Genomic DNA, 13,260 nt, shown 5'->3' with positions numbered 1-13,260 from the left:
ATAGGCGTATGTAATCTTGATGACCCACATCAGCATCCGCGATCTCCAGAAGATTTCCGGCGAGGCGATCGGTGCGCTGCCGGGGCCGACGCCTGTGAAATCGGGCGAGCGGACGGTGGGCCTGCTCATTCCTCTCAAGGCGGCTGATCCGGCTCGTCTTGCCGCCGTCTTGCGGCGAGCTGAAGCGCTGTCCAAGGGCCGCGATGTGCGGGCGGAGGACGCGGCGCTGGCTTCATTCGGCGATGTCGATCCGGTCGATTGGTCGGCCGCGGCTGTGAACGCCCTGACGGGCAAGCCCGCCAAATCTCGTAAAGCGAAGCGGTGAGACCGCCGTCGACGACGATCGTCGTCGACGCGGCCATCCTGATTGCCGCGGTTCGCGGTCGAAGCTCCGGCGCGGTCCTGGTGGCCGCCGCGCATGCGATCCTGGTCACGACCGATCGTGTCGTCGAGGAGGCGCGTCGGCGTATCGAGCTCGGATTGAAGCGCCCCGAGCTGCTCGGCGTTCTCGACGATCTCGCGGCGGTCCTCACGATCGTGCCCGGCGCCGCACTGGAGCCGATGTTTGTCCGATGCGAGCAGGTGCTTCGCGACGCCGTGCTCAGCCGCAACGGTTCGGTGCGCGATGCCCACGTGCTGGCGCTGGCCTGGAGTGTCGAAGCCGACGTCTGGACGACGGACCGCGACTTTGCGGGGACCGGCGTAGCGACCTGGTCGACACCGAACCTCATGCGCGGGTTTGCCGAAGTCGGCGCGGGATAGGCATCGCCGCGTAGCGCCCCGGCATAAACGCGGGATCACCACCATACGCTCCCATGCTACGACACGGCATCGCACTTCCGGAGCCAGCGTTCATGTCTGCCGCCCCCACTTCGCCCGCCACCGAAACCGACCCCGAAACCCTCGGCTGGATGCGCGGCTTCCCGCCGGCGCCGGATCGCCTCATCACCTTCCAGGACGGCTCGTTCCGCAACTTCCCCGAACTGCGCTGGGCCTGGAGCAACATCCGCCAGCTGGTGCCGACGGTGAACGTCTGGCGCGGGGCAGGGCCTGCGTCGGTGCTGCCACGTGAGGACCACGACATCGGCGCGGTCGCCGCGACCACGATGGACGGCCGGCCCATGACCTTCGCAAACATGCTGGAGGAAACCTACACCGACGGCATCGCGGTGCTGCATCGGGGCAGGCTGATCTATGAGCGCTACTCTGGTGCGCTGAAGCCGCACAAGCCGCATATCGGGATGTCGGTGACGAAGTCGTTCACCGGCGTGCTCGCGGGAATTCTGGTCACCGAGGGCAGGATCGATCCGCAGGCACCCGTCACGGATTATGTGCCGGAACTGAAGGCCAGCGCGTTCGGCGATGCGCGCGTGCACGAGGTCATGGATATGACCACAGGGCTCGCATACACCGAGGTCTACACCGACAAGAATTCGCACGTCTGGGGCCTGCGGCGCGCCAACGGCATGGCGCCGATCCCGCCCGACTATGACGGCCCCACCAATATCTTCGATTTCCTCGTCGCGCAGACGAAACAGGGCGAGCACGGCAAGGCCTTTGCCTACAAGACCGTCAACACCGACGTGCTCGCCTGGATCATCAGGCGCGCCAGCGGCATGACGCTGTCCGATTGTCTCTCCGAGCGGATATGGCAGCCGATGGGCGCCGAGGAGGACGCGCATTATCACGTCGACCGCATCGGCACCGAAAGTGGTGGTGGCGGCCTCTCCACCACGTTGCGCGATCTCGCCCGTTTCGGCGAGACCATGCGCAACCATGGCCGCTTCAACGGCCGCCAGATCGTGCCGTCACAGGTGGTCGAGGACATCGCGCGCGGCGGCGATCCCGAAAAATTCAAGCCGGCCGGCTACACCACGTTGCCCGGCGCCTCCTACCGCAATCAATGGTGGGTCACGCACAACGCTCACGGCGCCTACATGGCGCGCGGCGTCTACGGCCAGGGCCTCTACATCGATCCCAAGGCCGAGATGGTGATCGCGCGCTACGCCTCGCATCCGGTGGCGGGGAACGCGGCGAACGATCCCGTGACGCTGCCGGCCTACATGGCGCTGGCGAAGCAATTGATGGCGGGCGGGTAGGGGCGACTGCTGAATCGTCTCTTGGTGCAACATACTCGGTGTCATCGCCCGACTTGATCGGGCGATCCGGTATTCAGAGACGATCGTGAATGAGCCGGGAGGCCGCGGCGTACTGGGTCGCCCGGTCGAGCCGGGCGACGACAGCGGAGGTCAACGGATGCCACGGGGAACACGCTGACAAACCGCAAGATCGGTCGAGCGCATCATGGCCATCCGCGTCTAACTGTATCAGCCACGGAGCAGGGACGATGAAGGCGGCGCTGCAAAACTATCACGACCGGATGCGGCGGGTGCTGGCCCATATCGACCGTCATCTCGACGCCGATCTGGACCTCGACACGTTGAGCGCCGTCGCCGCCTTCTCGAAATTCCATTTCCACCGGCAGTTCACGGCGACCTTCGGGCTATCGGTGCATCGCTATGTCCAGCTCGCCCGTCTGAAGCGCGCGTCGCATCAGCTGGCCTACAGCGACGCCCTCGATGTCACCAACATCGCGATGGATGCCGGTTACGACGCGCCCGATGCCTTCGCCCGCGCCTTTCGGCAACGGTTCGGGCAATCGCCGTCGTCGTTCCGGAAATCTCCCGATTGGGAGCCGTGGCTTGCGGCCTTCGGGCCTCTCGACAATGCGAGGAGCAAGCTGATGCAGAGAACTTTTACCAATAACGACGTGACGATCCGCGATGTGCCCACCACGAAAGTCGCGATCATGGAGCATCGCGGCGATCCGGCAACGCTTCGTGCCACCATCCAGCGCTTCATCGCCTGGCGCAGGGCATCGAACCTGCACCCCAGCACAAGTCCGACCTTCAATGTCTGGCGGTCCGAGCGGCGTCCTGCCTCACCGGCCGACTACAGCGTGGACCTCTGTGTCGGGACCGACCAGCCGATCGCGACGAATGGCGAGGCGATCAAGGCCGGCGAGATCCCCGGCGGACGCTGCGCCGTGCTGCGCGTCGTCGGCTACACCGACAATCTGGAGCCCGCCGCGCTGTATCTCTATCGCGACTGGCTTCCGGCCAGCGGCGAGGAAGTCCGCGACTTCCCGATCTATTGCCAGCGGCTGAGCTTCTTCCCGGAGGTGCCGGAGCAAGAGACGGTCGCGGATGTTTTTCTGCCGTTGAAATAGCGCTGCTGCCCGAACGCAGAAGCAAGGAGGATGGATTGGCCGAAGGCGTAATCCACCTCTTGAGCTTCCACGGAAAGAGACAGTGGTGGGCGTCGCCTTCGGCTCGCCCCCTACAAGCCCCGCGCCATCTTCTCGAACTTCTTCACCAGTCGCTCCCGCTTCAGCCGCGACAGCCGCTGGATCCAGAACATGCCGTCGAGCTGGTCGATCTCGTGCTGGTGGCAGACGGCGCGCAAGCCATCGGACTCCTCGCTGTGCATGGTGCCGTCGAGATCCCAATAGCTGATCCGAACGCGCGCATGACGCTGCACCTCGTCGTTGACCCCGGGCATCGAGACGCTGCCCTCGCGGTGCATGATCAGCTCGGGTGAAGCCCATGTGATTTCCGGATTGACATAGGTTCGCGGACCTTCCCTGGCGTCGAGTTCGAGCACGACGACGCGGAGGGGCAAGCCGATATGCGGCGCGGTGATGCCGATGCCGGGCGCGGCGCGCATGGTCTCCAGCAAATCGGCTGCCAGCTCGTGCAGGGCCTCGTCGAACGCGGTGACGGGACGGGCCGGCATCGCGAGGCGGCGGTCGGGGTAGCGAACGAGGGGGCGAATGGTCATTCGAGGCTCCTACCACTCACGGATGGTTGAAGCATCCCATTCTTGACGGCCTACCAACTGGAAGATAGCTAGGCTCCATGACCAACGTATCCTCCACCGCCGACGACATTCTGGCCTGCGCCCGCTCGCTGATCATCGCGGGCGGCTACAACGGCTTCAGCTACGCTGATGTCGCCGAGGTGGTCGGCATCCGCAAGCCGAGCATCCACCATCATTTCGCCAGCAAGGTCGATCTGGTCCGCACCCTGGTGTCGCGCTATCGCGAGGAGGCCCAGGCCGGGCTCGCGGCGCTCGAGCGCAACATTCCTGACACGCGCGAGCAGCTCGAAAACTATGTGGCGTATTGGGAGGCGTGCATCACCGATGCGACGGCTCCCTTCTGCGTCTGCGCTCTGCTGGCCAGTGAGCTTCCGATCCTGCCGGAGGAGGTGGCGCTCGAAGTCCGCGCGCATTTCCGCTTCCTCGCGTCGTGGCTGACCTCGGTGATGGAGCGCGGCAAGCGGAAGGGCCGATTGAAAATCTCCGGCACGGCCCGGGTCGAGGCCGAAGGATTCATGGCGACCATCCACGGCGCGATGCTGTCGGCGCGCGCCTATGGCGATCCCAGGATGTTCGGGGTGATCACCGCCCCGCTGCTGGAGCGGCTGTCCGGCAAGCACTGAGAGACATCGGCGAGACGACAACGACACCCCGCGAGCACTTGGGGTGAAGGGATCTCGCTGCGCGCAATGGCTACCAACTAGTAGGTAAAGGAGAGGCTGAAATGATGCATCATCAACTGGATCTCGTTCGTGCTGATCGTGAGCGGTGGCTGAAACAATACTATTTCATGCGCGCGGCGTTCTCCATCGCCTGGGTCGGGGCCGCGTTTGCCGCAGGATCGTCGTCGGTGCTGATCGCGGGCGCCTTGCTCGTGCTCTATCCGGTATGGGACGCCGCGGCCAATTTTGTCGACGCGTTGCGCAGCGGCGGGTTCGGTCAAAACCGCACGCAGCTGCTCAACGTTCTGGTCAGCCTGGCGACCACCGTCGCGGTCCTCATTGCCTTGCCGATGAGCATGAACCTTGTGCTCGCGGTGTTCGGGGTCTGGGCGATCCTGGCTGGTCTGCTCCAACTGGGGACGGCGATCCGGCGCTGGAGGAGTTTTGGCGCGCAATGGGCCATGGTGCTGAGCGGCGCCCAGTCGGCGCTGGCCGGCGGCTTCTTCATCTTCCAGGCCTCCACGCCCACGGTGCCGTCGATCGCGACCGTCACAGGCTATGCCGCGGTCGGCGCGCTCTACTTCCTGGTCTCGGCACTATGGCTCACCGTCGGCGACTGGCGCCGTCGCGCCGCGATCTGAGGCCACCGCGTCCGAAATCCGGGCCTTGCAGGACCGACATCCTAAGTCATTGATCCTGCAAGCGCCGGCTACTGTGCATGGGGTTGTTTTCGCGCGTTTTGTCTTGGGGCGTCAGTCGATCTCGTATCGGCTCTGCACCATCCCGGACGCGAACGTCGTCGTTTCCACATGCCGGAGCGGCAGATCGGCTGCAAGACGCCCGAACAGCGGAATGCCGTCGCCGAGCAGCACGGGAATGCGCGTCAGCACGATGTCGCTGATCAGATTCTCGCGCAGGAACGACTGGATCACCCGCCCGCCATCGACATAAGCGCGTCGCCATCCCGCGCTCGCCAGTGCCTGCATAAGAGGCTGGGGCGCCAGCGACGAGATCCGGACCTTGCCGTCGAGGTCGGCGCGCAGGTCGGCTTGCAACAGGGTTTGGCTCAGGACGACGACGAGCTTCTTGAAAGGCCAGCTGTCGAACGACAGCACCTTCTCGAAGGTGACGCGGCCCATCACCAGCCCGTCGATCGTGTCCATGAACGCGTCGTAGCCGGTGTTCTCGCCGGACGCCGCATATTTGCCCAGCCAGTCGATGTCGCCATCGGGCCGGGCAATGTAGCCATCGACGCTGGCGGCGATGAAGACGTGACCGGTCGTCTGTTTGGAGGATGTCGTCAATGTCATGACCATCGGCGTTGCAGGAGAACTGATCGGGCTCCACATCCGGAATTTGGCAGCGAAGGTCAAGGCGTGCAAAAATCCGCGGCGACGATGTCGGCCCGCGCGGTTCCCATTCGTCTTCCACCCAGACAGACCTGACGGGAGACCAACATGAACGCTTCCTCCTATCGCTGGGTGATCGTCGCCGCCGGCGGCTTGCTTGGCTGCGTCGCCATCGGCGGCATGTTTTCGCTGCCGGTATTCCTGCAGCCGATCGCAAAGGACACGGGCTGGTCGGTCACCGGTATTTCCAGCGCGATGACGATCGGCTTTCTGGCGATGGCCTTCACCAGCATGCTATGGGGCACGCTGAGCGACAGGTTCGGCCCGCTGCCGGTGGTGCTGACGGGATCGATCGTGCTGTCGCTGAGCCTGTTCGCCGCGAGCCATGCGACCTCGCTGCTGGCGTTCCAGATCGTTTTCGGCCTCCTGACCGGCGCCTCCTGCGCGGCGATCTTCGCGCCGATGATGGCGACCGTCACCGGCTGGTTCGACACCCATCGCAGCCTCGCGGTGTCGCTGGTGTCGGCCGGCATGGGCGTGGCGCCGATGACGATGGCGCCGCTCGCAGCATGGCTCGTGTCCAATCACGACTGGCGCACCGCGATGCAGATCGTGGCGCTGGTGGTCGGCGCCATCATGATCCCGGTGGCGCTGCTGGTGCGCCGTCCGCCCGCGCTCGCCCACGCCGTGGCTGCGCCGGCGGGCGATGGCGCCGCGCAGGCCGAGATGTCGATGGGCGAGGCGCTGCGCTCGCCGCAATTCCTGGTCCTGCTCGCGACCAATTTCTTCTGCTGCGCCACCCATTCCGGTCCGATCATCCACACCGTCAGCTATGCCGTTAGTTGCGGCATTCCGCTGGTCGCGGCGGTGACGATCTACAGCATCGAGGGCTTTGCCGGCCTCGGCGGGCGCATCGCCTTCGGCCTGATGGGCGATCGCTTTGGCGCCAAGCGCGTGCTGGTCTCGGGCCTGCTGCTGCAGGCGTTCGGTGCGCTGGCCTATGTGGTCGCGCATCAGCTCGCGACCTTCTACGTGGTCGGCGCCGTCTTCGGCTTCATCTATGCGGGCACCATGCCGCTCTATGCCGTGCTGATCCGCGAAAATTTCCCGCTGCGCATGATGGGCACGGTGATCGGCGGCACGGCGATGGCCGGCAGCCTCGGCATGGCGACCGGCCCGCTCGCCGGCGGCCTGATCTACGACGCGTTCGCCAGCTACGCCTGGCTCTACGTCGCCTCCTGGGCAATGGGCCTCTGCGCCTTCCTGATGGCGATGAATTTCCGCCCTTTCCCGAAGCTGCAGGCGGAGTCGGCGCCGGCCGTGGCGTGACGAGGCCTATGACGCGATGCGCTTCTCGAAGAACAGATCCGGATACGGATCGTCGTTGAAGCGCGGAATCTCGCGCCAGCCCGTGCTGCGGTAGAGCTGGCCGGCTTCCGCCAGCGCGCTATTGGTGTCGAGCCGCAGCAGCTCGATGCCGAGCTCGCGCGCGGCATCCTCGGTCGCGTCCATCAGGCGCCGGCCGAGCCGCAATCCGCGTGCGGCGGGCGCGACCCACAGGCGCTTGATCTCGGCGTAGCCGTGATCCGTACCCTTCAGCCCGACACAGCCGATCGGCAGCGTGTCCGACATCGCCACGATGAACGTGCCGCGCGGCCGGCGCGTGTCCATGGCGTCAGGGTCGCGCGACAGCGAGACGTCGAAGCCCTGCTTGAAGCGGCGGCCGAGCTCGGCATAGTACTCGCCGAGGCAATAGCGGGCTTCATCGCTCTGCGGGTCCATCTCGGCGAGCGCGACACGCTCGCGCGTCAGCGCCGAGGCGATCAAGTCCATCGCTGCCAGCAGCGCCTCGCGCTGCGGATGCTGCGCAAGGAAGCTCTCGGCCTGTGTGTTCGACAGCGCCTCATACGCCGCGAATTCGCGACGGCCCGTGCGCGTCAGCTTCGCCACGCGGCGGCGGGCGTCGCCGTCGTGTGGAGTGGTCTCGACCATCCCTTCGTCCTCGAGGCCGCGCAACAGCCGGCTCATCAACCCGGAATCGAGGCCGAGATAGTCGCGGATTTCCGCCACATCCGAGCGGCCATGGCCGATCGCGTTGAGCACGCGCGCCGCCCCAAGCGGCCGGCCGCGTCCGAGGAACGAAGTATCGAGCGCGCCGACGGCGGAGGTGACGGCGCGGTTGAAGCGGCGGACGCGGGAAACGGGTTCGAGCATGATATCTGACTTTAGTCAGATATCATGCCTTGGTCAACGGCGGGCGCGGTTGCGGCCCGTCTAGGTGCAGATCGCGCGCGGAATCATCCAGGTCGCAAAGGTCTGCCAAAGTCCGTCCTCGCGGCGGCGCTGGTAGGCGACGAAGTCGGCGTCGTCGCCGTGCACGAATTCATAGCGATGAGCTTTGGAGGATACGGTGGTGTTGGGATTGCTCATGGAACACTCCATCTCGAATGGGCTCTGCGGCTCAGTTAGGTGCAGTGCAGCAAAAGTCCAATGGGAGGACGGTGATCATCCCATCACGTTCTGGGGAGCGGTCAGTCCAGCCCGAGGGACTTGCGCGATTTGCGGGTGAGCTTTGCGACGATCAGGGCATGAGCCTGCGCTAGATAGGCCGTGAGCTCGGCATCCGGCAGCGCGTTGTTGCCGGCGAGTTGCACCCATTTGGCGCGCGCGAGATACGGCGCTGGCCGTGCCATGCCATGTTCGATCAGGATCGCGTAGGCCATGTCCGAGACCTTGAACATGTAGCCGCCGGAACCCGAGGCAAAGCCACCGCAGAGCGCGAACATCTTGCCGCCGACCTTGAACACGGAGGTGCCTTCCCAATGCACCACCCTGGTGACGCCAGGCAGGCGCAGGCAGCGTGTTTCAAATGTCTTGGGTGTCATGCGATCGCAATCGAGGCGGAGGGGTTGCCGTTATGGCAACATGATCCTCCAACCAGGGATGAATGGCCATGTCGCGAGTTTCGATCAAGACCAGGGACGATTTGCCGGAGGCGCTGAGGCCGCTGTGGGACAAGATGGCGACTTACGGCGCGTTCGAGAACCAGGCCGGTGTCATGGCGCATCGGCTGCCAATCTTCAAGCATATGTGGTCGCTGCTGGTCGATCTCGCCAGCGAAGGCCAGGTGTCGAAGCGCCATCTCGAGCTTGCGCTGGTCACGGTCTCGCTGCTCAACAAGTGCGACTATTGCGTCTCCCATCACGCGCCAAAATTGGCGGTGCAAGGCGTTTCGGAGCAGGGCGCCGCGCGCCTCCTCGACTTCAAGGATCATCCCGAGCTCGATCAGCTCGACAAGCTCGTCGTCGAATATTCCATCGCCGTCACAAACAACTGGAGCACGACCCGCGACGAGATCTTTGCTCGCCTTCGCGCGCATTTCTCGGAAGCCCAGATCGTCGAGCTAACCTGGCGCATCGCGCTGTGCGGTGCCTTCAACCGCTTCAACGACATCCTTCAGCTCGAGGTCGAGCAGGGCGTTCCCCACAGCGAGGCCGCCGAGTAGGCGGAGGTCGCCCGCGCGCTCATCCTGAAGCTTCCGTGACGGAATCGCGGGTGCGATAAGCGTCGGGAACGATGAATATCTCGTCGGCGCGGCCATAGCCACCGTCGGGGACTTCCTCGATCAGGATCATCGTGTGCGGCCGCGCCGCTTCACCGAAATAGTCGACGAACTGCGCGGTGAGGCGATGCACGATCTCCGCCTTCTGGGCGCGCGACAGCGCGGCCTGCGGGATCTTGATGTTGGCGAAAGGCATGATTGTCGTCTCCGTGTCAGGTGTCGTGCTGCGTGTCAGATCACGCCGCCGTTGGCGCGGATGATCTGGCCGTTGATCCAGCCGCTGTCGGGGCCCGCGAGAAAGGCGACGACCCCGGCGATGTCGTCGGGCTGGCCAAGGCGGCCGAACGGGTTCATGGCGGCGATGGCGCGCACCTGCTGCTCGCTCTTGCCGTCCATGAACAGCCGGGTCTCGACTGGACCGGGCGCCACGGCGTTGACCGTGACGCGCCGGCCGCCGAGCTCCTTGGCGAGGATATGCGTCATGGCTTCGACCGCTGCCTTGGTCGCGGCGTAGACGCCGTAGCCGGGCTGATAGAGACCGACGACGCTGGACGAGAAGTTGACGATGCGGCCGCCGTCGCGGAGCCGCCGCGCCGCTTCGCGCAAGGACCGGAACACGCTTTCGAAGTTGATCGACACCTGCCGCGCGAACGCGGCGTCCGTCATCTCGGCGAGCGGCCCGAGCCCCATGACCCCGGCATTGTTGACGAGGATGTCGACGCTGCCGAAAGCGCGCTCGGCCGCATCGAACAGCAGCGACGGGGTCGCCGGATCGGCAAGATCGGCCTGTACGGCGATGGCGTGTCCGCCCGCGGCTTCGATCTCGGCAACGAGAGCGTCGGCGGCGTCGCGGCCACTGGCATAGTTGATGGCAACTGCAATTCCGTCCCGCGCCAGCCGGCGGGCGATCGCCGCGCCGATGCCGCGGGAGCCGCCGGTGACGATGGCGGCGCGCTGGGATGGGGTGGTCATGGTGGGTCTCCTCGACAGGTCTGACCGGGAGATACGCGATCGCCATGGCCGGATAATCGCCCAAGACTTGCCATCACTTGTCGGCTGTGGTGAACAATCACCCCATGGACCGTTTCGATGCCATGCGCCTGTTCGTCCGCTTGGTCGAGCGGCAGAGCTTTACGGCCGCAGCCGCCGATCTTGGCATTCCCCGCTCGACGGCGAGCGAGGTGCTGCGCGGCCTCGAAGCACGTCTGGGAGCGCGTCTGCTCGAACGGACGACGCGGCATGTCACGCCGACGCTCGACGGCGAGGACTATTATCGCCGCTGCGTCGCTATCCTGGCGGAGGTCGAGGAAGCCGAAGCTGCGATGCGCGATGCACAGCCGCGCGGTCTGCTGCGGATCGACGCGCATCCCTTGCTGACGCGCACCTTCATCCTGCCGCATCTGCCCGCGTTCCTGACGCGCTATCCGCAGCTCGACTTGCAGATCGGGCAGGGCGACCGCCTCGTCGATCTCGTGCGCGAAGGCATCGACTGTGTGATCCGCTCCGGCGAGCCCGAGGACAGCGGCATGATCCAGCGTCGCCTCGGCACCATCGCCGAGGTCACGGTGGCAAGCCCCGCCTATCTGGCGAGGCGCGGCACGCCGGCGACGCCGGACGCCCTCGACGGCCATCAGATGGTGGCCTTCCTCTCCTCGCGCACCGGCGATGTGCTGCCGCTGGAATTTTCCGGCGCTGGCACGCTTCGCCATGTCTTGCTGCCGAGCCGGGTTCGCGTCAACAATTCCGACACGATGGCCAACCTCGCGCGGCTCGGCTTTGGCCTTGCGCAGGCGCCCCGCTATCGCTTTACGGACGATCTCGCCAGCGGCACGCTGGTCGAGGTGCTGGCGGACCATCCGCCGTCGCCGACGCCACTCTGCGCGCTTTATCCGCAGAACCGCCAGCTCGCGTTGCGCCTCCGTGTGTTCCTGGATTGGATCGCCGGCATTTTCGCCGAAGCCAAGCCGTGAGAGCCAGCGCAATCCAGACATGCGTCCGCTGAAAGATTCCGGATCGCTTCGCTGCGCGCGATAACGGTGTTGAAGCAGTTGCGCGCCGCATTGTGAGTTGTGCTGTCGCTGCGGGCGGCTACCATGTGATTGCTCCCAGTTTGTGGGAGCACAACGCGCGGAGGCGACATGAGCGGGCAGCACCACAAAGTCAAGGGATCGGACCTGTTTGTCGCCGCGCTGGAGAACGAAGGCGTCGATCGCATCTTCGGTGTTCCCGGCGAGGAGAACCTCGATCTCGTCGAATCGCTGCGCACTTCCAAGATCCAGCTGATCCTGACCCGCCACGAGCAGGCCGCCGCCTTCATGGCCGCCACCCATGGCCGGCTCACCGGCAAGCCGGGTGTGTGTCTGTCGACGCTCGGCCCCGGCGCGCTCAACCTGTCCACCGGTGCGGCCTATGCGCATCTCGGCGCGATGCCGATGATCCTGATCACCGGCCAGAAGCCGATCATGAGCAGCCGGCAGGCGCGCTTCCAGATCGTGGACGTGGTTGCGAGCATGAAGCCGCTGACGAAATTGTCGCGGCAGATCATCAGCGCCTCCAGCATTCCGACCGTGGTGCGCGACGCCTTCCGCGTGGCGATGGAGGAGCGGCCGGGGCCGGTCCATCTCGAACTGCCCGAGGATATCGCCGGCGATGAAGTGCCGGCCGTTCCAATGATCCCGGTCCATCCCATCGAAATTCCCGTCGCCCACCGCGCCGCGCTCGACCGCGCCGCCGGAATGATTCTGGCCGCAAAACGTCCGCTGGTGATGATGGGCGCCGCGACCAGCCGGCCGCGTTCGACCCACGGCATCGCAAGCTTCGTGCGCCGGACCGGCATTCCGTTCTTCACCACGCAGATGGGCAAGGGCACCGTGCCCGGTGGCACCAACCTCTATATGGGCACCGCGGCGCTGTCCGAACGCGACTACGTTCACGACGCCATCGAAGCCGCCGATCTGATCGTCGCGATCGGTCACGATCCCATCGAGAAGCCGCCCTTCATCATGGGGCCGTCGGGGCCGAAGGTCATCCACGTCAGCTACACGCCGGCGAGCGTCGAGCTGGTCTATTTTCCCGACGCGGAGGTCGTCGGCGACGTCGGCCCGAGCCTGGAGCTTCTGGCCGATCGCCTCGAAGGCAAGTTGCCGCAGGCGGCGGCGTTGTTGCCGCTGCGTGAGGCTATCCTCGGGCATATCGCCGACCGCGCCACCGAGGCGCGCTGGCCGCCGACGCCGCAGCGGATCGTGCACGACATCAGGCAGGTGATCCCGGAGAACGGCATCGTCGCGCTCGATAACGGCATGTACAAGATCTGGTTCGCGCGCAACTACCGCACCCGCGTCGCCAACACGCTGCTGCTCGACAATGCGCTGGCGACCATGGGCGCCGGCCTGCCGTCGGCGATGATGGCCGCGATGCTCTATCCCGAGCGACGCGTGCTCGCGGTCGCCGGCGACGGCGGCTTCATGATGAACAGCCAGGAAATGGAAACGGCTGTCCGGCTCAAGCTCAATCTCGTCGTGCTGGTGCTGGAGGACCACGCCTACGGCATGATCCGCTGGAAGCAGGCCGTCGATCATTTCGCCGATTTCGGCATGACGTTCGGCAATCCGGACTTTGTGCTGTACGCGAAGGCCTATGGCGCGAAGGGGCATCGCATCGAGAGCATCGACAGCTTTGCTCCGACGCTCGATACGGCGTTCAGGGAGGGCGGCGTGCATCTGGTCGTGATCCCGATCGACTATTCGGAGAATGTGCGCGTGCTGGTCGACGAGCTGCGGGCCCACGAGAAGGCGAAGGCGTGAGAACT

The 13,260-nt window shown here is 65.4% G+C and carries 17 protein-coding genes; 10 read left to right on the top strand and 7 right to left on the bottom strand.

All coding sequences use genetic code 11. From position 1 onward, the window contains the following. The first annotated feature begins 16 nt into the window (after positions 1-16). From F8237_RS01565 to F8237_RS01550, 4 genes are all read left to right on the top strand, one after another. Entirely contained in the window at positions 17-325 is a 309-nt protein-coding gene (locus F8237_RS01565) for a hypothetical protein (RefSeq protein ID WP_151642086.1), read from the top strand. Then, positions 322-762: a PIN domain-containing protein gene (locus F8237_RS01560; protein WP_151642085.1), complete on the top strand. Its 441-nt coding sequence runs from the start codon at positions 322-324 to the stop codon at positions 760-762. Before F8237_RS01565 ends, F8237_RS01560 begins: the two co-directional genes overlap by 4 nt. A gap of 92 nt (positions 763-854) precedes the next feature. Next, positions 855-2,099, top strand: a complete 1,245-nt coding sequence (locus F8237_RS01555) for a serine hydrolase domain-containing protein (protein WP_151642084.1) — start codon at positions 855-857, stop codon at positions 2,097-2,099. Between the two features lie 248 nt (positions 2,100-2,347). Continuing rightward, positions 2,348-3,229 (top strand): AraC family transcriptional regulator, encoded by an 882-nt coding sequence (locus tag F8237_RS01550; RefSeq protein WP_151642083.1) that lies wholly within the window; start codon positions 2,348-2,350, stop codon positions 3,227-3,229. A 110-nt stretch (positions 3,230-3,339) separates the two neighbouring features. Here the strand turns inward: F8237_RS01550 and F8237_RS01545 are convergent, their stop codons facing one another. Further along, complete coding sequence (locus F8237_RS01545; RefSeq protein ID WP_151642082.1) at positions 3,340-3,840, bottom strand: peptide deformylase; 501 nt, start codon at positions 3,838-3,840, stop codon at positions 3,340-3,342. Positions 3,841-3,917: 77 nt separating this feature from the next. Here F8237_RS01545 and F8237_RS01540 point away from each other — a divergent pair, with 77 nt between their 5' ends. Further along, positions 3,918-4,502: a TetR/AcrR family transcriptional regulator gene (locus F8237_RS01540; protein WP_151642081.1), complete on the top strand. Its 585-nt coding sequence runs from the start codon at positions 3,918-3,920 to the stop codon at positions 4,500-4,502. A gap of 101 nt (positions 4,503-4,603) precedes the next feature. Continuing rightward, complete coding sequence (locus F8237_RS01535) at positions 4,604-5,182, top strand: DUF308 domain-containing protein (protein WP_151642080.1); 579 nt, start codon at positions 4,604-4,606, stop codon at positions 5,180-5,182. A gap of 111 nt (positions 5,183-5,293) precedes the next feature. Here the strand turns inward: F8237_RS01535 and F8237_RS01530 are convergent, their stop codons facing one another. Next, on the bottom strand, positions 5,294-5,851 hold the full coding sequence (locus F8237_RS01530; RefSeq protein WP_310472524.1) for a dihydrofolate reductase family protein: 558 nt from the start codon (positions 5,849-5,851) through the stop codon (positions 5,294-5,296). Between the two features lie 147 nt (positions 5,852-5,998). Here F8237_RS01530 and F8237_RS01525 point away from each other — a divergent pair, with 147 nt between their 5' ends. Next, a complete protein-coding gene (locus F8237_RS01525) occupies positions 5,999-7,219 on the top strand; it encodes an MFS transporter (protein ID WP_151642078.1) in 1,221 nt (406 codons plus the stop codon). A 6-nt stretch (positions 7,220-7,225) separates the two neighbouring features. Here the strand turns inward: F8237_RS01525 and F8237_RS01520 are convergent, their stop codons facing one another. The 3 genes from F8237_RS01520 to F8237_RS01510 form a co-directional block, all read right to left on the bottom strand. After that, positions 7,226-8,104, bottom strand: coding sequence for a bifunctional helix-turn-helix transcriptional regulator/GNAT family N-acetyltransferase (locus tag F8237_RS01520; RefSeq protein ID WP_151642077.1), 879 nt, complete (start codon positions 8,102-8,104; stop codon positions 7,226-7,228). Positions 8,105-8,164: 60 nt separating this feature from the next. Then, the gene (locus F8237_RS36210; RefSeq protein ID WP_151642076.1) at positions 8,165-8,320 is read right to left on the bottom strand and encodes a hypothetical protein; all 156 of its coding nucleotides are present in this window, start codon (positions 8,318-8,320) and stop codon (positions 8,165-8,167) included. A gap of 101 nt (positions 8,321-8,421) precedes the next feature. Beyond that, positions 8,422-8,775 carry an MmcQ/YjbR family DNA-binding protein gene (locus F8237_RS01510; RefSeq protein ID WP_151642075.1) on the bottom strand — a complete coding sequence of 118 codons (354 nt, stop codon included), beginning with the start codon at positions 8,773-8,775 and terminating at the stop codon, positions 8,422-8,424. Positions 8,776-8,843: 68 nt separating this feature from the next. Here F8237_RS01510 and F8237_RS01505 point away from each other — a divergent pair, with 68 nt between their 5' ends. Further along, a complete protein-coding gene (locus tag F8237_RS01505) occupies positions 8,844-9,395 on the top strand; it encodes a carboxymuconolactone decarboxylase family protein (protein WP_151642074.1) in 552 nt (183 codons plus the stop codon). A gap of 19 nt (positions 9,396-9,414) precedes the next feature. Here the strand turns inward: F8237_RS01505 and F8237_RS01500 are convergent, their stop codons facing one another. Both F8237_RS01500 and F8237_RS01495 read right to left on the bottom strand, forming a co-directional pair. After that, positions 9,415-9,648 carry a tautomerase family protein gene (locus tag F8237_RS01500; protein ID WP_151642073.1) on the bottom strand — a complete coding sequence of 78 codons (234 nt, stop codon included), beginning with the start codon at positions 9,646-9,648 and terminating at the stop codon, positions 9,415-9,417. Positions 9,649-9,683: 35 nt separating this feature from the next. Then, positions 9,684-10,424, bottom strand: coding sequence for an SDR family oxidoreductase (locus F8237_RS01495; protein ID WP_151642072.1), 741 nt, complete (start codon positions 10,422-10,424; stop codon positions 9,684-9,686). Between the two features lie 104 nt (positions 10,425-10,528). Between F8237_RS01495 and F8237_RS01490 the strand changes: the two genes are divergently transcribed. Together F8237_RS01490 and F8237_RS01485 are read left to right on the top strand one after the other, a co-directional pair. Then, positions 10,529-11,422: a LysR family transcriptional regulator gene (locus tag F8237_RS01490; RefSeq protein WP_151642071.1), complete on the top strand. Its 894-nt coding sequence runs from the start codon at positions 10,529-10,531 to the stop codon at positions 11,420-11,422. Positions 11,423-11,590: 168 nt separating this feature from the next. Next, positions 11,591-13,255 carry an acetolactate synthase large subunit gene (locus F8237_RS01485; protein WP_151642070.1) on the top strand — a complete coding sequence of 555 codons (1,665 nt, stop codon included), beginning with the start codon at positions 11,591-11,593 and terminating at the stop codon, positions 13,253-13,255. The last annotated feature ends 5 nt before the right edge of the window (positions 13,256-13,260 follow it).

It is taken from the genome of Bradyrhizobium betae, from assembly GCF_008932115.1.
GTDB lineage: Bacteria > Pseudomonadota > Alphaproteobacteria > Rhizobiales > Xanthobacteraceae > Bradyrhizobium > Bradyrhizobium betae.
The sequence above is the reverse complement of the archived record's forward strand: the minus strand, read 5'-3'. Positions and strand labels throughout refer to the sequence as shown.